This window comes from Streptomyces sp. NPDC049915 (assembly GCF_040656475.1).
GTDB lineage: Bacteria > Actinomycetota > Actinomycetes > Streptomycetales > Streptomycetaceae > Streptomyces.
Genome location: NZ_JBFAMH010000019.1, coordinates 1 through 17,495 on the forward strand (window position 1 = coordinate 1; position 17,495 = coordinate 17,495).

Sequence of the window (17,495 nt, forward strand, 5' to 3'; positions counted from 1 at the left end):
TAGGGCAGCCAGCCGTCGTACATCCGGCCGGTACGGGCCAGCGCCGCGGGGGCTGCGCCGCCGAGCCAGACGGGTGGGCCGCCGGCCCGGAACGCCCACAACGCGCCGCAGGCGAAACACCAGCCCACCACGCACCGCAACGGGCCGCCGCAGGCACAAAAAGGGGCGCGGGGAACGGCGCGACCAGCCACAACGCACCCGCACAGGCCGCCGCAGGCACCGCGACCAGCCACAACGCACCCCGCACAGGCCGCCGCAGGCAACCGCGACCAGCCACAACGGACCCGCGGACGAAGCACAGCAGCCCCATGCGATCCTTCCCCCATGACGACCCCCATCCGCGTCCTCCTCGCCGACGACCAGGCCCTGCTCCGCAGCGCCTTCCGCGTGCTCGTCGACTCCGAGCCCGACATGGAGGTCGTCGGCGAGGCATCCGACGGCGCCGAAGCCGTGACCCTCGCCAAGCAGCACCGCGCCGACGTCGTCCTCATGGACATCCGCATGCCCGGCACCGACGGCCTCGCCGCCACCCGCCTGATCAGCGCCGACCCCGACCTGGCCGGCGTCCGCGTCGTGATCCTCACGACCTTCGAGGTCGACGACTACGTCGTGCAGTCCCTGCGCGCCGGAGCCTCCGGCTTCCTGGGCAAGGGCTCCGAACCCGACGAACTGCTCAACGCCATCCGCGTCGCCGCCGCCGGCGAGGCCCTGCTCTCCCCGGCCGCCACCCGCGGCCTCATCGCCCGCTTCCTCGCCCAGGGCGACCCGGACGACGGCGACCGCGACCCCCTCCGCGCCGACCGCCTCGCCGCCCTCACGGTCCGCGAGCGCGAGGTGCTGGTGCAGGTCGCCGGAGGCCACACCAACGACGAGATCGCCGAGCGCCTCGAGGTCAGCCCGCTCACCGTGAAGACGCACGTCAACCGTGCCATGGCCAAGCTCGGCGCCCGCGACCGCGCCCAGCTCGTGGTGATCGCCTACGAGTCCGGCCTGGTCCGTCCGAGGGTGGAGTGAGCTCAACCCGCTCGTACTGCACCCGGAGTATGTCCCGGATAAGGAAACGGGACCTGGGGCCTACGGAACGGCACCCGGCATGACACAGGGTGAAAGGGCCACGCTTCTGCCGGCTCACAGAAGGAAGACCCTGACGCCCATGTCCTGGCTGTCCCGATTCAGCCTGGCACAACGTGCCCTGACAGGCCTGATATCCCTCATCGCGCTCGTGTTCGGCGCGATCGCCATCCCGCAGCTGAAACAGCAGCTGCTGCCCACCATCGAACTGCCGATGGTCTCCATCATCGCTCCCTACCAGGGCGCCTCCCCGGACGTCGTCGAGAAGCAGGTCGTCGAGCCGATCGAGGACCGCCTGAACGCCGTCGACGGCATCACCGGCGTCACCTCCAAGGCAGGCGAGGGCAACGCCGTGATCATGGCGTCCTTCGACTACGGCAACGACACCAAGCGGATCGTCGCCGACGTCCAGCAGGCCGTGAACCGCGCCCGCGTCCAGCTCCCGGACGCCGTCGACCCGCAGGTCGTCGCCGGTTCCACCGACGACATGCCGACCGTCGTCCTCGCCGTCACCTCCGGCAAGGACCAGCAGGCCCTCGCCGACCAGCTCGACAAGACGGTCGTACCGGCGCTGAAGGACATCGACGGCGTCGGCCAGGTCACCGTCAGCGGCGTGCGCGACCTCCGGGTCGCCGTCACCCCGGACGACGCCGAGCTGGCCGCGGCGGGTCTGACCGTGCAGTCCCTCGCGCAGGCCCTCCAGGCGGGCGGCGCCACCATGCCGGCCGGTGCCTTCGACGAGGGCGGCCACAACCGCACCGTCCAGGTCGGCGGCGGCTTCACGTCCGTCGAGCAGATCCAGAACCTGACGATCCCCGCCCGGGACGGCCATCGGCCGGCCCGGCTCGGCGACGTGGCGACCGTGCGGCAGCAGGAGGCCCCCGCGGACTCCATCACCCGCACCGACGGCAAGCCCAGCCTCGCCGTGATGGCCACCATGGACCACGACGGCAGCGCGGTGGCGATCTCCGACGCCGTGGCCGGCAAGCTCCCGCAACTCCGCGAGAACCTCGGCAAGGACGCGAAGATCACCGTCGTCAGCGACCAGGGCCCGGCGGTGTCCAAGTCCATCTCCGGCCTGACCACCGAAGGCGCGCTCGGCCTGCTCTTCGCGGTCCTCGTGATCCTGGTCTTCCTGGCGTCGATCCGCTCCACCCTGGTCACGGCGGTCAGCATCCCGCTCTCCGTCGTCCTGGCCCTGATCGTGCTGTGGACGCGCGACCTGTCCCTGAACATGCTCACCCTGGGTGCGCTGACCATCGCCATCGGCCGGGTCGTCGACGACTCGATCGTGGTCCTGGAGAACATCAAGCGCCACCTCGGCTACGGCGAGGAGCGCCAGGACGCGATCCTGAACGCGGTGCGCGAAGTCGCCGGCGCGGTCACCTCCTCGACGCTCACCACGGTCGCGGTGTTCCTGCCGATCGGCCTGGTCGGCGGCATGGTGGGCGCGCTGTTCGGCTCGTTCAGCATCACGGTGACGGCGGCTCTGCTGGCCTCGCTCGTGGTCTCGCTGACGGTCGTACCGGTGCTGTCGTACTGGTTCCTGCGCCCTCCGAAGGGCACGCCGGAGGACGCCGAGGAGGCCCGCCGCAAGGCCGAGGAGAAGGAGGCGAACAGCCGCCTCCAGCGCTTCTACGTCCCCGTCCTGCGCTTCGCCACCCGCCGCCGCCTCACCAGCGTGGCCATCGCCGTCGTCGTCCTCGTCGCCACCTTCGGCATGGCGCCGCTGCTGAAGACGAACTTCTTCGACTCCGGCGACCAGAAGGTCCTCACCCTCAAGCAGAAGCTGCAGCCGGGCACCAGCCTGGCCGCCACCGACGCGCAGGCGAAGAAGGTCGAGCGACTGCTCGGCTCCACCGAGGGCGTCAAGGACTACCAGGTCACCGTCGGCTCCTCCGGCTTCATGGCGGCCTTCGGCGGCAGCACCGACAGCAACCAGGCCTCGTACCAGGTCATGCTGGAGGACTCCGCGACGTACGACGACGTACAGGACCGCATCGAGGTCGGCCTGAAGAAGCTCCACGGCATCGGCACGACCACCGTCTCCGCCGGCGACGGCTTCGGCAGCCAGGACCTCAGCGTGGTCGTGAAGGCCGCCGACGCCGGTGCGCTGCGCACCGCGGCGGAGCAGGTCCGCAGGACCGTCGCCGACCTGGACGACGTCACCGACGTCACCAGCGACCTCTCGCAGAGCGTGCCGCGCATCTCGGTGAAGGCGAACGCCAAGGCGGCCGCGGCCGGCTTCGACGACCAGACGCTCGGCGCGGCGGTCGGGCAGGCCGTACGCGGCACCCCGGCGGCCAAGGCGGTCCTGGACGACACCGAGCGGGACGTCGTCATCACGTCCGTCAAGCCGGCGCGGACCCTCGACGAGCTGCGGAACCTGCGCCTCGGCCCGGTGAGGCTCGGTGACATCGCCGAGGTGAAGCTGGTGGACGGACCGGTCTCCATGACCCGGATCGACGGGCAGCGCGCGGCGACCGTCACCGCCAAGCCGACCGCCGACAACACCGGCGCGGTCAGCGCGGACCTGCAGTCGAAGATCAAGGCGCTGAAGCTCCCGGCGGGGGCGAAGGCCGAGATCGGCGGCGTGACGCAGGACCAGGACGACGCGTTCAAGAACCTCGGCCTGGCCATGCTCGCGGCGATCGCGATCGTGTTCATGCTGCTGGTCGCGACGTTCCGTTCGCTGGCTCAGCCGCTGATCCTGCTGGTGTCCATCCCGTTCGCGGCCACGGGCGCGCTCGGCCTGCTGATCGTCACCGGCACCCCGATGGGCGTCCCCGCGATGATCGGCATGCTGATGCTGATCGGCATCGTGGTGACGAACGCGATCGTCCTGATCGACCTGATCAACCAGTACCGCGGTCAGGGATACGGCGTCGTCGAGGCCGTGATCGAGGGTGGCCGCCACCGCCTGCGCCCCATCCTGATGACGGCACTGGCGACGATCTTCGCCCTGCTCCCGATGGCCCTCGGCGTCACCGGCGAGGGCGGTTTCATCGCCCAGCCGCTCGCCGTGGTCGTCATCGGCGGCCTGATCACCTCCACCCTGCTGACCCTTCTCCTCGTCCCGACGCTCTACGCGATGCTGGAACTGCGCAAGGAGCGCCGCGCGAAGAAGCGCGCGGCCAAGCGGGAGGCGAAGGCGCAGGAGACGCTGGCGACGGCCGGGGTCTGACCCCCGGCCGTCGCCGCGGCACCGCTGCCTGTCCTGTGACCCTGAACTGCTCCACGGGGGAAGGGGAGTGCGGGAGCGGTGCCGCTGCGCAAGGACGACCCCAGGTCGGTCGCCGGGTACCGGATCGTCGACCGGCTCGGGGCGGGGGGCATGGGGGTCGTCTGCCGCGGCCGGTCGCGTTCGGTCCGTGAGGCCGCCGTCGAGGTGGTGCACGTCCAGTACGCCGCGGACGGCGTGTTCCGGGCCCGAAGTCCCGGTCCGGGGAAGGGCAGGTCCTCGTCGTCGATCCGTCCGACGGCTCGGCACGCCGCCTGCGGACGACCTCCGGCGAGGCGACCCTGATGGGCACGGCCTCGGGGCGACTGGTCTTCGCCGAGTACGAGGAGGACGTGGCCGCCGGTCCCACCTCCGACGTGTCCTGCACCGGCTTCCCGCTGGTGGATCCGGCCACCGGGGCGCGTACCTCCGTCAAGGCGGCGGAGGAATACCGGGGCGGGCTGGCGCCGGCGGACGGCAGGCTCTATGTCGCCGGATCCACCGGCAGGGTCACCGCCGTGTCGCGCGAGACCGGCCGGAGCCTGTGGCAGACCACGACGACGCTGCAACAACCCGGGGACGCCATCGCCGACGAGCGGACCGGCACCCTGTACCGGGCCGGCGCGAATGGGCGGGTGGCCGCCCTGGACAGGCGCAGTGGCGCCTTGCTGTGGGAGTCCGCGGCGCAGGCGGACCATGTCGTCAGTGAGGGCTGGAGCGAGCCCGAGGTGGTGGTGAACGACGGCGCCCTGGTCGTCGACACCCCGGACGGCACCGTCTTCTCCCTCGACCCGGGCCACCCCGACCGCACCGGTGCGGCGAAGTGACCCGGTCCGGCGGCAGCCGCTACGGCAGCGCCAGCATCCGCTCCAGCGCCAGCTTCGCGAACGCCTCGGTCTCCTTGTCGACCTCGATGCGGTTGACGAGCTTGCCGTCGGCGAGGGACTCCAGCGCCCACACGAGGTGGGGCAGGTCGATGCGGTTCATCGTGGAGCAGAAGCAGACCGTGCGGTCGAGGAAGACGATCTCCTTGCCCTCGGAGGCGAAACGGTTCGCCAGGCGGCGGACCAGGTTCAGCTCCGTGCCGATGGCCCACTTGGAGCCGGCCGGGGCGGCCTCCAGCGTCTTGATGATGTACTCGGTCGAGCCGACGTAGTCGGCGGCGGCGACGACCTCGTGCCGGCACTCGGGGTGGACGAGCACGTTCACGCCGGGGACACGCTCGCGTACGTCGTTGACCGAGTCCAGGCTGAAGCGGCCGTGCACCGAGCAGTGGCCGCGCCACAGGATCATCTTCGCCGCGCGCAGCTCGTCGGCGGTCAGCCCGCCGTTCGGCTTGTGCGGGTTGTAGACCACGCAGTCGTCCAGCGACATGCCCATGTCCCGCACCGCGGTGTTGCGGCCCAGGTGCTGGTCCGGCAGGAAGAGGACCTTCTCCCCCTGCTCGAAGGCCCACTCCAGGGCCCGCTGCGCGTTCGACGAGGTGCAGATGGTGCCGCCGTGCTTGCCGGTGAAGGCCTTGATGTCGGCGGAGGAGTTCATGTACGAGACGGGCACCACCTGCTCGGCGATCCCGGCCCCGGTCAGCACGTCCCAGCACTCGGCCACCTGCTCGGCCGTCGCCATGTCGGCCATCGAACAGCCGGCGGCGAGGTCGGGCAGGACCACCTTCTGGTCGTCGGAGGTGAGGATGTCCGCGGACTCCGCCATGAAGTGCACACCGCAGAACACGATGTACTCGGCCTCCGGCCGGGCGGCGGCGTCGCGGGCCAGCTTGAAGGAGTCGCCCGTGACGTCCGCGAACTGGATCACCTCGTCACGCTGGTAGTGGTGACCGAGCACGAAGACCTTGTCACCGAGCCGGGCCTTGGCGGCACGGGCCCGTTCGACCAGGTCGGGGTCGGAGGGAGACGGCAGGTCGCCGGGGCACTCGACGCCCCGCTCGCTCTTCGGGTCGGCCTCGCGGCCGAGCAGCAGCAGGGCGAGGGGAGTCGGCTGCACGTCGAGCTCCGGGGTCTGGGCGGTGGTCACGACACGCACCCTTTCTACTTTTCGTCGAACTGACGCTATATATCATAACGGCTTCACGTCACTTTGACGACGGCCATCGTGTCGATGTGACATGAATCCCGGTGCCCGGCTGTCCTCTCCCGCCCCGCGCCGCTGTGCGCTCACCGGCGCGTGTGCGAGCATGAAAAGAGCCGAGGACGAAAGCACCGGGGGCACCCGGAATGAATCCGCGGCGCTGCCGGTTGCACACGTCGGCAAGCAGTCTCCGTACAACCCGGGAGAGATGTAGATGTCCGTATCGGACGAGACCAGCACCGTGACCGACGGCATCGTCCTGACCGACGCCGCCGCGTCCAAGGTCAAGGCCCTGCTCGACCAGGAAGGCCGCGACGACCTCGCGCTGCGCGTCGCCGTCCAGCCCGGCGGCTGCTCCGGCCTGCGCTACCAGCTCTTCTTCGACGAGCGGTCCCTCGACGGCGACGTGGAGAAGGACTTCGACGGGGTCAAGGTCGTCACCGACCGGATGAGCGCTCCGTACCTCGGCGGCGCCACCATCGACTTCGTGGACACCATCGAGAAGCAGGGCTTCACGATCGACAACCCGAACGCCACCGGCTCCTGCGCCTGCGGTGACTCCTTCAGCTGAGCCACACCCGCACAGCTGACACAGCGGAAGGCGGCGCCCCCCGGGCAGGGGGTCGCCGCCTTCCGCTGTACCGCTGACCGGCTACCGCGGGTCGGCCGGCAGCCGCGCACCGGGCTTGACCAGCGCAATCCCCCGGCCGTCCGGCCCGACCACCCTGCGATCACCCAGCGGCTCCTTCAGCTGCACCGTGCGGTGGTAGAACTTCGCGATCATCGGGCAGATCTTGTCCTTGCCCGGATGCGCGGTCACCGTCACCGTGACCCGGTCGGCACTCTCCTGCGCCTTCACGTCGTACGACGCGCACACCCCGCCCGTGAACGTCACGGTCAGCTCCCTGCCCTCGGCCGTGTAGCCGTCGGCCCGCACGCCGTACGGCGCCGGAGCCGGGCCGCTCGCGGGACCCGTCGGCCGGGGGCTCGGCCGCCCGGTCGGCTCACCGGGCGGCGCCGACGGTGGCGTCGACGGCCGGGCCGAGGTCAGGTACTTCGGGTCGAGCGCCGGATACGTCACCGTGAAGTCCTCCTTGGCGCCCGGCGGTCGCACCTCGAACAGCCAGGACGGCACCAGCACCTGCCGTCCGGCGGAGTAGTGCGTGGCCAGCCCGAACACCGCCCTGCGCACGGTGACCACCTCCCGCTGCCCCGCGCCGGAGGACCGCCCGCAAGGCGTCTCCAGCCGGTCCTTCAGCGGCATGGGACTGGCGCAGCCGCCGATGCCCATCCGGTGCTCGGTGCTCGTGCCCGGCGCCGCGTTCATCAGCGCCAGCGTCCGCTCCGCGCTCAGCACGGGATACGTGTCGGCCTTGACCGGCGTCCGCAGCATCCCGCTGCCGCCGACCACCTGCCCCTGCGCGTCGACGATCACCCCGGTCGTCCAGCCGTAAGTGGGCAGCCCGCCGATCTCCGGATCGGCGTTCACCACCCGGCGGACGCCCATCACCTGGCTCGCGTCCAGCTTCGCGTCGTCCTGGCCGACCGCCTTCAGCACGGGCGCGGCCGCTTTCTCGGCCGCCGCCACGCTCACCGGGTCCCCGGAGGTCTCGGCCGGACCCGGGGCGCACACCGCGCCCTTGCAGTTGTCGGTGCCCGGCGCGAACCGGGTGAACGTCCATGTCCCCGGCGCCTGCCGGTTCACCTGGAGCATCGGTCCGGCGCCGTCCTGGCCGGTGCCGACCCGCCAGGTCTGCCCCTCGGCCACCGGCGCCCCGTCCACGCCGAGCGCCTTCGCCAGCCGGGCCACGTCCTGGCGGGACACCTCGCCCGTCGCCCGGTACGCCGGAGCCGAACCGGGCCCGGCCGGCAGCTTGCCGCCGGCCCGATAGGTCACGCCGTACGGATTGGGCTCCCCGGGCGCGATCCCGTTCGTCCCGCCGGGCCCCGTGGACCCCGGACCCGTACCGGCCGCGTAGTCGTCGAGCGCCAGGGGCGTCGGCGAGCCGTTCTTGCCGGGCGCGCCGGCCCCGTGCGAGCCACCGGCGGCGTTCGCCGCCATGTACGCTCCGCCGCCCCCGACCAGCAGCACGGCGGCCGCCACGGAGGCGACGGCCAGCGGGGACCGCCGCCGCGCGGCGCCCCGCTCTCCGGCAGCCCCGTGCTCCTCGGGCCCGGCCGGCGCGTCGTCGTTGTCGGGTCGCTCGGTGTTCACCGCATCGCTCCTTCGGCTGCAAGCTGTCCCTCAACCCTGACCAGGCCCTGTCAAAGCCGCCTGCTCCGGGGTCGTACCGCTCGTCCCCTTCCTGGGGGACAGCGATGGGACGCAGCGGGGGAGCGTACGGTTCCCTTCCGTACGCCGTACGGGTCGCGGCCGTACGCCGCACCGGTCGCGCGGGCTCCCGCGCGGTCAGTCGCCGTAGTCCGACATCGCTTCCAGCAGCCTGGCGGAGGTGTCCGGAACCCGCACGCCGTGGATGTGCGACGGCGGTACGGGACGGGACGCGGCCCGCTCGGGGGCCGTCCAGTGCGGAGCCATCCGGGCGCTTTCACCGATCAGCGAGGCCAGGCCGCCCTCCGGGTCGGCCGGCGCGGTCCGCGAGAACTCGAGGTTCGCCATAGCGGAACCGTAGGCACCGGCCGCGCCGCCGGGAAAGATCTACTATCGGGTAGTTTCGTCCGCTGCGCAGGCGGCCCTCCAGCGGGTAGCGTGAACTGTCAATCCCCCTCCACACAGGAGCGTCCACGCCGTGCGCATCGCAGTCACCGGCTCCATCGCCACCGACCACCTCATGACCTTCCCCGGCCGCTTCGCCGACCAGTTGGTCGCGGACCAGCTGCACACGGTCTCCCTCTCCTTCCTGGTCGACCAGCTGGACGTACGGCGCGGAGGGGTCGGCGCGAACATCGCCTTCGGCATGGGCCAGCTCGGCACCCGGCCCGTCCTCGTCGGTGCCGCCGGCGCCGACTTCGACGAGTACCGTGCCTGGCTGGACCGGCACGGCGTCGACACCGGCTCCGTCCGCATCTCCGAGACCCTGCACACCGCCCGCTTCGTGTGCACCACCGACGCCGACCACAACCAGATCGGCTCCTTCTACACCGGCGCCATGAGCGAGGCCCGCCTCATCGAGCTCAAGACCGTCGCCGACCGCGTCGGCGGCCTCGACCTCGTCCTCATCGGCGCCGACGACCCCGAGGCGATGCTGCGCCACACGGAGGAGTGCCGCTCCCGCGCGATCCCCTTCGCGGCCGACTTCTCGCAGCAGATCGCCCGGATGAGCGGCGACGAGATCCGGATACTGCTGGACGGCGCGACGTACCTGTTCTCCAACGAGTACGAGAAGGGCCTCATCGAGAGCAAGACCGGCTGGAGCGACGAGGAGATCCTCTCCCGCGTCGGCCACCGCGTCACCACGCTCGGCGCGCGCGGCGTGCGCATCGAGAAGGCCGGCGAGGACGCGATCGAGGTCGGCTGCCCGGAGGAGGACCGCAAGGCCGACCCGACCGGTGTCGGCGACGCGTTCCGGGCGGGCTTCCTGTCGGGACTGGTGTGGGGCGTGTCCCTGGAGCGGGCCGCGCAGGTGGGCTGCATGCTGGCGACCCTCGTCATCGAGACGGTCGGTACGCAGGAGTACCAGCTGCGGCGCGGGCACTTCATGGAGCGGTTCACCAAGGCGTACGGCGACGAGGCGGCCGCGGAGGTCCAGAAGCACCTGGGGTGACCTGGGTGGGCGGCACCTCGTCCGCCCAGGTTCCGTCGTCGCCGGGTGCGGGTTTGCGGGGGCCGGCCGCGCCCGCGCGGCGGAGCCGCAGATCGGCACAGCCCCGCGCCCCTTCGGGGGCCGCGCCCCCGGACCCCTTCAGGTCACCCGGCGCACCAGGTATGCCGTCCCCTTCTCCGCCGGCTCCTCGCCCACGTACTCCTGACCCCGCATCTCGCACCAGGCCGGGATGTCCAGGCGGGCCGCCTCGTCGTCGGACAGGACGCGAACCGTGCCGCCCACCGGCACCGTGCCGATGACCTTGGCCAGCTCGATCACCGGGATGGGGCAGCGCTTGCCGAGGGCGTCGACGACCAGTTCGTCCCCGGCCACCGCCGCCGCGGCCGGCGCCGGCGCCCCGAGCTGCTCCCGTACCCCCGCCACCGCCTCCGGCAGCACCTGAAGGAACCGCTCCACGTCCTCCTCCCGCGTCCCCGGCGGCAGCGACACCCGGACGTTGCCCTCGCTGAGGACGCCCATCGCCTTCAGGACATGGCTCGGCGTCAGCGTGCTCGACGTACAGGACGAACCGGACGAGACGGAGAAGCCGGCCCGGTCCAGTGCGTGCAGCAGCGCCTCCCCGTCGACATAGAGACAGGAGAAGGTGACGATGTGCGGCAGCCGCCGCTCCCCGTCGCCGACCACCTCGACGTCCGGAACCAGCCGCGGCACCGCCGCCCGGATCCGCTCCGTCAGCTCCTGCAGCCGTACCGCCTCCTGGGCCGCCTCGGCGCGCACGGCCCGCAGGGAGGCCGCCGCCGCCACGATCGCCGGAATGTTCTCGAAGCCGGCGGCCCGCCCCGACTCCCGTTCGTCCACCGGCCCTTGCGCCGCGAACCGCACCCCCTTGCGCACCGCGAGCAGCCCCACCCCGGACGGCCCGCCCCACTTGTGCGCGCTCGCCGCCAGCAGGGACCAGCCGCCCTCGACGGGCCCCCACGCCAGTGACTGGGCCGCGTCCACCAGCAACGGCACCCCGGCCGCCCGGCACGCCCCGGCCACCTCGGCGACCGGCTGCGCGGTCCCCACCTCGTGGTTCGCCGTCTGCAGACAGGCCAGCGCGGTGTCCTCCCGCAGGGCAGCGGCGTACGCAGAAGCGTCCACCCGCCCGCCCCGGTTCACGGGCACCTCGGTCACCGTGCCCCCGTCCGCCTGGTGCGCCTCGGCCGAATGGAGGACGGAGGAGTGTTCGACGGCGGACACGATCAGGTGACGTCCGACTCGCCGCCGCCCGGCCAGGGCTCCCGCGACACCCGCGTGGACGGCCCGGGTTCCCGACGAGGTGAACACCAGCTCGTCTCCCCGGCACCCCACGACCTCGGCAGCCGCCTCCCGCGAGGCGTCCAGCAGCATCCGCGCCCTGCGCCCCTCCCGGTACAACCGCGCAGGATCGGCCCACCCCTCATCCAAAGAGGCCAACAGCGCCTGACGCGCAACGGGGTGAAGAGGAGCAGCGGAAGCAGCATCGAAGTAGGGCACAGGGCAACGGTAAAACCCCGGGCGGGCCGACCGACATAAGGGGCGCGGGGAACTGCGCGACAAGCCACGACGGCGTCGCAGCCGCCAATCCAGCGAACCACCCGAGTCAGTAGGCACCCCTCCCCGCGAACCCCCGGAGAGCGTCGGCTAGGGTTTGGTCCGCATAAACATCCAAACCCCTGCCCGACGCAGGGCGGCGACCGACCAGCGAGAAGGCCGCAGCCGAACAGCGCGGGCGAGACTCTCGGGAAGGCGCTACGTGAGTCCCAACGGCTCCGACCGCTCGCCGCGGCGCCCGATGCGGCGGAAGCTGCTGCAGGCACTGACCGCGGGCCTGGTCCTGGCGACCGCAACCGGTTGCACATACAAGGACTTCCCCCGCCTTGGTATGCCCACCCCGACCACGGAAGAGGCTCCGCGGATCCTCTCTCTGTGGCAGGGCTCCTGGGCTGCCGCGCTCGCCGTTGGCGTGCTGGTGTGGGGTCTGATTCTGTGGAGTGCTTTCTTCCACCGGCGCAGCCGGACCAAGATCGAGGTTCCTCCGCAGACCCGGTACAACCTCCCCATCGAGGCCCTGTACACGGTCGTTCCGATCCTCATCGTCTCGGTGCTGTTCTACTTCACGGCCCGCGACGAGTCGAAGCTGCTCAGCCTCGACAAGAAGCCCGACGTCACGGTCAACGTGGTCGGCTTCCAGTGGAGCTGGTGCTTCAACTACATCGAGAGCGTCAACGGTTCCTCCGGTGACGCCAAGACCGCCCCGGAACTGAACGCGATCCCGGAGCGGTTCACCAAGGCGTTCCCGGCCAACGCCGGCGGCGTCTACGACTGCGGCACGCCGGGCACCCGGAACCCGCAGAACAACAACCCCGGCCCGACCCTGTGGCTGCCCAAGGGCAAGACGGTCCGGTTCGTCCTCACCTCGCGGGACGTCATCCACTCGTTCTGGGTGCTGCCGTTCCTGATGAAGCAGGACGTCATCCCGGGCCACACCAACGCGTTCCAGGTGACCCCCAACGCGGAGGGCACCTTCCGGGGCAAGTGCGCCGAGCTCTGCGGCGTCGACCACTCCCGGATGCTGTTCAACGTGAAGGTCGTCTCGCCCGAGCGCTACGAGCAGCACCTGAAGGACCTCGTCAAGAAGGGGCAGACCGGTTACGTTCCCGCCGGCATCGCGCAGACGGGGCACGAGAAGAACCGGGAGTCGAACGTCCTGTGAGCATCGTCAACGAACCCCAGGGTTCCTCGGCGGCCGACAAGCCGTATTACGAGGACGAGCTGCCGGTGCGGCGCAAGCAGCCCGGCAACGTCGTGGTCAAGTGGCTCACCACCACCGACCACAAGACCATCGGAACGCTGTACCTGGTCACGTCGTTCGTGTTCTTCTGCATCGGTGGCGTCATGGCGCTGCTCATGCGCGCCGAGCTGGCCCGTCCGGGTCTGCAGATCATGTCGAACGAGCAGTTCAACCAGGCGTTCACGATGCACGGCACGATCATGCTGCTGATGTTCGCGACGCCGCTGTTCGCGGGCTTCGCCAACTGGATCATGCCGCTCCAGATCGGTGCGCCCGACGTCGCCTTCCCGCGGCTGAACATGTTCGCCTACTGGCTGTACCTGTTCGGCTCGACGATCGCGGTGGGCGGCTTCCTCACCCCGCAGGGTGCGGCCGACTTCGGCTGGTTCGCCTACTCCCCGCTGTCGGACGCGGTCCGCTCGCCGGGCATCGGCGCCGACATGTGGATCATGGGTCTGGCCTTCTCCGGCTTCGGCACCATCCTCGGCTCGGTCAACTTCATCACCACGATCATCTGCATGCGCGCGCCGGGCATGACCATGTTCCGCATGCCGATCTTCGTGTGGAACGTGCTGCTGACCGGTGTCCTGGTGCTGCTGGCCTTCCCGGTCCTGGCGGCCGCGCTGTTCGCCCTGGAGGCGGACCGCAAGTTCGGCGCCCATGTCTTCGACGCCACGAACGGCGGCGCACTGCTGTGGCAACACCTCTTCTGGTTCTTCGGACACCCAGAGGTGTACATCATCGCCTTGCCGTTCTTCGGCATCATCTCCGAGGTCATCCCGGTCTTCTCGCGTAAGCCGATGTTCGGCTACATGGGTCTGATCGCGGCCACCATCGCGATCGCCGGTCTGTCCGTGACGGTGTGGGCGCACCACATGTACGTCACCGGCGGTGTGCTGCTGCCGTTCTTCTCCTTCATGACCTTCCTGATCGCCGTCCCGACCGGTGTGAAGTTCTTCAACTGGATCGGCACGATGTGGAAGGGCAGCCTGTCCTTCGAGACGCCGATGCTGTGGGCGACCGGCTTCCTGATCACCTTCACCTTCGGTGGTCTGACCGGTGTCATCCTGGCCTCGCCGCCGATGGACTTCCACATCTCGGACTCGTACTTCGTGGTGGCGCACTTCCACTACGTCGTGTTCGGCACCGTCGTCTTCGCGATGTTCTCCGGCTTCCACTTCTGGTGGCCGAAGATGACCGGCAAGATGCTCGACGAGCGCCTCGGCAAGATCACGTTCTGGCTGCTGTTCGTCGGCTTCCACGGCACCTTCCTGATCCAGCACTGGCTGGGCGCCGAGGGCATGCCGCGTCGTTACGCCGACTACCTGGCCGCGGACGGCTTCACGGCCCTGAACACGATCTCGACGATCGCCTCCTTCGTGCTCGGCCTGTCGATCCTGCCGTTCCTCTACAACGTGTGGAAGACGGCCAAGTACGGCAAGCCGGTCGGCGTCGACGACCCGTGGGGCTACGGCCGCTCCCTGGAGTGGGCCACCTCCTGCCCGCCGCCGCGCCACAACTTCCTCACCCTGCCGCGGATCCGCAGCGAATCCCCGGCGTTCGACCTGCACCACCCGGAGATCGCCGAGCTCGACCAGCTGGCGCACGCCGGCCACGGTGAGAAGGCCATCGCGGGCGGCAAGGAGGCCGGCAAGTGAAGATCCAGGGCAAGATGTTCATCTGGCTGGCCGTCTTCATCCTCGTCATGGCGTGTGTCTATGGCGTGTGGTCGAAGGAGCCGGCCGGTACCACGGCGCTCTTCCTGGCCTTCGGCCTGTCCATCATGATCGGCTTCTACCTCGGCTTCACGGCCAAGCGGGTCGACACCGGTGCGCAGGACAACAAGGAGGCCGACGTCGCGGACGACGCCGGCGAGCTGGGCTTCTTCAGCCCGCACAGCTGGCAGCCGCTCGCCCTCGGCATCGGCGGTGCGATCGCCTTCCTCGGTGTCGCTGTCGGCTGGTGGCTGCTCTACTTCTCCGCCCCGATCATCCTGATCGGCATCTGGGGCTGGGTCTTCGAGTACTACCGCGGTGAGAGCCGCACCCAGTAACACGCGCCGGACGCCGCTGAGCCCGGACACTCCTCACGGAGCGTCCGGGCTCACGCGTTCGGAGCGGTTCCAGTGTCCGTTCGCCGTAATCCTTTTCACTCGGGGGAGTGACCCCGCGCGCCGTCATTGACGAAGCTTCCTAGCGTGAAGTCATGAGCAAGCCTTCCCGCCCCCGCACAGCCGTCGGCTGCACGCTGCTGGTGATCGCCCTGAGCGCGGCCGCCACCGCCTGCGGCTCGGACGGCAACCCGCTCGCCGACCGCCCCTACGACGCGGCCGACCAGATCGCCTTCAACGGCCCCTCAGGGGACGGGAAGAAGGCCGACCCCGACAAACCACTGGAAGTCACCGCCGAGGACGACGACCGGATCACGGACGTCACCGCCGTGGACGCCACAGGACGCTTCGTGGCGGGCGAACTCTCCGCCGACGGCACCCGCTGGCACAGCACCGAGCCGCTGGCCGCAGGCGCCCACTACACGGTCCGGGTGAGCACCGAGGACGACGACGGCGCCCCCGGGCGCAAGGTCCTCACCTTCGACACCGGCAAGCCCACCTCCAAGAAGACACTCACGGTGAAGTTCGGCCCCAAGTCCGGCACCTACGGCGTCGGACAGCCCATCACCGCCGAGCTGAGCCAGCCCATCAAGGACAAGAACCAGCGCGCCGTCGTCGAACGCGCCCTGAAGGTGACCTCCACCCCCACGGTGCAGGGCTCCTGGTACTGGGTCGACGACAAGCAGCTCCACTACCGGCCCCAGGAGTACTGGCCCACCCACGCCACCATCGAGGTGCGCAGCAACCTGGACGGCATCAAGATCGGCGACCGGCTCTGGGGCGGCAAGTCCGCCTCCGTGAAGCTCTCCACGGGCGACCGGGTCATCGCGGTCACGGACGCCGCGGCCCACACGCTGACGTACTACAAGAACGGTGAGGAGGTCGAACAATTCCCCGTCACCACCGGCAAGCCCGGCTTCGACACCCGTAACGGCGTCAAGGTCGTCCTCGGCAAGGAGTACTTCGTACGGATGCGCGGCACCACCATCGGCATCGCCGAGGGCAGCGCGGACTCCTACGACCTGCCGGTCTACTACGCCACCCGGGTGACCTGGAGCGGCGAGTACGTCCACGCCGCGCCCTGGTCCGTCGGCTCCCAGGGCTACGCCAACGTCTCCCACGGCTGCACCGGCATGAGCACCGCCAACGCCGAGTGGTTCTTCGACCACGTCCGCGAGGGCGACGTCGTCCAGGTCGTGAACTCGGGCGGCGAGACGATGGAATCCTTCGGCAACGGCTTCGGCGACTGGAACCTGGACTGGAAGAAATGGCGCACAGGCAGCGCCGTCACCGGCGCCAAGACCAACACGACGGTGACGCAGGATGCGGCAAGGCTCCAGCCCAGGGCACTCTGACCGACCCAAGGGCGCGGAGCTGCATCGACATGCGGCTCCGCCGCGTGGGCGCGACCGGCCACGAACGGCCCGCACCCGCGCAACCACCTCGCGCCCCGACCTCCTAGGTGTATTGACCTGAAGCGTTGTTAACGCGGGTGATCGGTGGGTGGCCGCCGAGTGCGGTGTGGCAGCGGTGGTGGTTGTAGGTGTGGAGGAAGTCTGCCAGGGCTTCGGTGCGCTCGTCGTTGCTGGTGTAGGGCCGCAGGTAGGCCCACTCATCGAGCAGGGTGCGGTTGAAGCGTTCGACCTTGCCATTGGTCTGCGGCCGGTAGGCGCGGGTGAGTTTGCCGGTTGCGTTGAGGTCGGCGAGGGCCTGCCGCCAGGCGAAGCTCTTGCGGTAGGGCCAGGCGTTGTCGGTCAGGACGCGTTCGATGCGGCCGATGCCGCAGGTGGCGAAGAAGGCCGCGGCCCGGGTCAGGAAGGCGGCGCAGGTGACCGCCTTCTCGTCCGGGTGGACTTCGCTGTAGGCCAGGCGGCTGTGGTCGTCCACGGCGGAGTGGATGTAGTCGAAGCCGGTGGTGCGGCGGCGGTCGGGGCGGGCGGCACGGCCGTGGACGCGCCAGCCGCCGCCGTCGGGGATGCGGCCGAGCTTCTTGACGTCCACGTGGATCAGTTCGCCGGGCCGGCTGCGTTCGTAGCGGCGGATGACCTGACCGGTGGGCCGGTCGAGGAAGGCCAGGCGGTTCAGGCCGTGCCGTGCCAGGACCCGGTGGACGGTGGAGGCGGGCAGGCCCAGGATCGGACCGATGCGGGCCGGGCCCAGCTTGCGTTCTTGCCGCAGGCGGCAGACCCGGGCCTCCACCGCTGCCGGAGTGCGGTGCGGCGTCGTGTGGGGCCGGCTGGAACGGTCGTGCAGGCCGGCTTCTCCCTCCTGCCTCCAGCGGCGCAGCCACTTGTGGGCGGTGGGCCGCGAGATGCCCATCTCGGCTGCGACATGTGCGACGGGCCGGCCCGAGCAGACACGCTCGATCAACAGCCGCCTGCCGTGAACGGTCAGCCGGGCATTACGGTGGGACACGAAGACCTCCGTGTGGTGCAGTCCTAGACAGCTCCACCACACCGGAGGTCTTCG

General features: G+C 70.4%; 13 protein-coding genes and 1 pseudogene. 9 read left to right on the plus strand and 5 right to left on the minus strand.

Translation table 11 applies throughout. From position 1 onward, the window contains the following. Positions 1-324: 324 nt before the first annotated feature. The 3 genes and pseudogenes from AB0J12_RS27365 to AB0J12_RS27375 form a co-directional block, all read left to right on the plus strand. Complete coding sequence (locus AB0J12_RS27365) at positions 325-1,014, plus strand: response regulator transcription factor (protein ID WP_363267098.1); 690 nt, start codon at positions 325-327, stop codon at positions 1,012-1,014. Positions 1,015-1,153: 139 nt separating this feature from the next. After that, on the plus strand, positions 1,154-4,255 hold the full coding sequence (locus tag AB0J12_RS27370) for an efflux RND transporter permease subunit (RefSeq protein ID WP_363267099.1): 3,102 nt from the start codon (positions 1,154-1,156) through the stop codon (positions 4,253-4,255). 275 nt (positions 4,256-4,530) lie between these two features. After that, positions 4,531-5,118: pseudogene (locus tag AB0J12_RS27375) on the plus strand (PQQ-binding-like beta-propeller repeat protein); the annotation flags it as partial. Positions 5,119-5,137: 19 nt separating this feature from the next. Here the strand turns inward: AB0J12_RS27375 and nadA are convergent. Beyond that, positions 5,138-6,322 (minus strand): quinolinate synthase NadA, encoded by a 1,185-nt coding sequence (nadA, locus tag AB0J12_RS27380; RefSeq protein WP_363267100.1) that lies wholly within the window; start codon positions 6,320-6,322, stop codon positions 5,138-5,140. A gap of 268 nt (positions 6,323-6,590) precedes the next feature. Here nadA and erpA point away from each other — a divergent pair, with 268 nt between their 5' ends. Beyond that, positions 6,591-6,947 (plus strand): iron-sulfur cluster insertion protein ErpA, encoded by a 357-nt coding sequence (gene erpA / locus AB0J12_RS27385; protein WP_019756460.1) that lies wholly within the window; start codon positions 6,591-6,593, stop codon positions 6,945-6,947. 81 nt (positions 6,948-7,028) lie between these two features. On the opposite strand, the gene AB0J12_RS27390 is transcribed toward erpA, so the two are convergent. Together AB0J12_RS27390 and AB0J12_RS27395 are read right to left on the minus strand one after the other, a co-directional pair. Next, complete coding sequence (locus tag AB0J12_RS27390) at positions 7,029-8,591, minus strand: hypothetical protein (RefSeq protein WP_363267102.1); 1,563 nt, start codon at positions 8,589-8,591, stop codon at positions 7,029-7,031. 195 nt (positions 8,592-8,786) lie between these two features. After that, positions 8,787-8,996 carry a hypothetical protein gene (locus AB0J12_RS27395; RefSeq protein ID WP_363267103.1) on the minus strand — a complete coding sequence of 70 codons (210 nt, stop codon included), beginning with the start codon at positions 8,994-8,996 and terminating at the stop codon, positions 8,787-8,789. Between the two features lie 130 nt (positions 8,997-9,126). Here AB0J12_RS27395 and AB0J12_RS27400 point away from each other — a divergent pair, with 130 nt between their 5' ends. Beyond that, complete coding sequence (locus AB0J12_RS27400; protein ID WP_363267104.1) at positions 9,127-10,101, plus strand: carbohydrate kinase family protein; 975 nt, start codon at positions 9,127-9,129, stop codon at positions 10,099-10,101. A 138-nt stretch (positions 10,102-10,239) separates the two neighbouring features. On the opposite strand, the gene AB0J12_RS27405 is transcribed toward AB0J12_RS27400, so the two are convergent. Continuing rightward, complete coding sequence (locus tag AB0J12_RS27405) at positions 10,240-11,619, minus strand: aminotransferase class V-fold PLP-dependent enzyme (protein WP_363267105.1); 1,380 nt, start codon at positions 11,617-11,619, stop codon at positions 10,240-10,242. Between the two features lie 259 nt (positions 11,620-11,878). Here AB0J12_RS27405 and coxB point away from each other — a divergent pair, with 259 nt between their 5' ends. The 4 genes from coxB to AB0J12_RS27425 all read left to right on the plus strand — a co-directional run bounded on the left by coxB (position 11,879) and on the right by AB0J12_RS27425 (position 16,381). Further along, positions 11,879-12,838 carry a cytochrome c oxidase subunit II gene (gene coxB / locus AB0J12_RS27410; protein ID WP_363267106.1) on the plus strand — a complete coding sequence of 320 codons (960 nt, stop codon included), beginning with the start codon at positions 11,879-11,881 and terminating at the stop codon, positions 12,836-12,838. Beyond that, positions 12,835-14,574 carry a cytochrome c oxidase subunit I gene (gene ctaD / locus AB0J12_RS27415; protein WP_363267107.1) on the plus strand — a complete coding sequence of 580 codons (1,740 nt, stop codon included), beginning with the start codon at positions 12,835-12,837 and terminating at the stop codon, positions 14,572-14,574. Before coxB ends, ctaD begins: the two co-directional genes overlap by 4 nt. Further along, positions 14,571-14,969, plus strand: a complete 399-nt coding sequence (locus AB0J12_RS27420) for a cytochrome c oxidase subunit 4 (RefSeq protein ID WP_363267108.1) — start codon at positions 14,571-14,573, stop codon at positions 14,967-14,969. The genes ctaD and AB0J12_RS27420 overlap by 4 nt, the downstream gene beginning before the upstream one ends. A 152-nt stretch (positions 14,970-15,121) precedes the next feature. Further along, complete coding sequence (locus tag AB0J12_RS27425; RefSeq protein ID WP_363267109.1) at positions 15,122-16,381, plus strand: Ig-like domain-containing protein; 1,260 nt, start codon at positions 15,122-15,124, stop codon at positions 16,379-16,381. Between the two features lie 103 nt (positions 16,382-16,484). Here the strand turns inward: AB0J12_RS27425 and AB0J12_RS27430 are convergent, their stop codons facing one another. Beyond that, positions 16,485-17,441, minus strand: a complete 957-nt coding sequence (locus AB0J12_RS27430) for an IS481 family transposase (protein ID WP_363267110.1) — start codon at positions 17,439-17,441, stop codon at positions 16,485-16,487. Between the last annotated feature and the right edge of the window lie 54 nt (positions 17,442-17,495).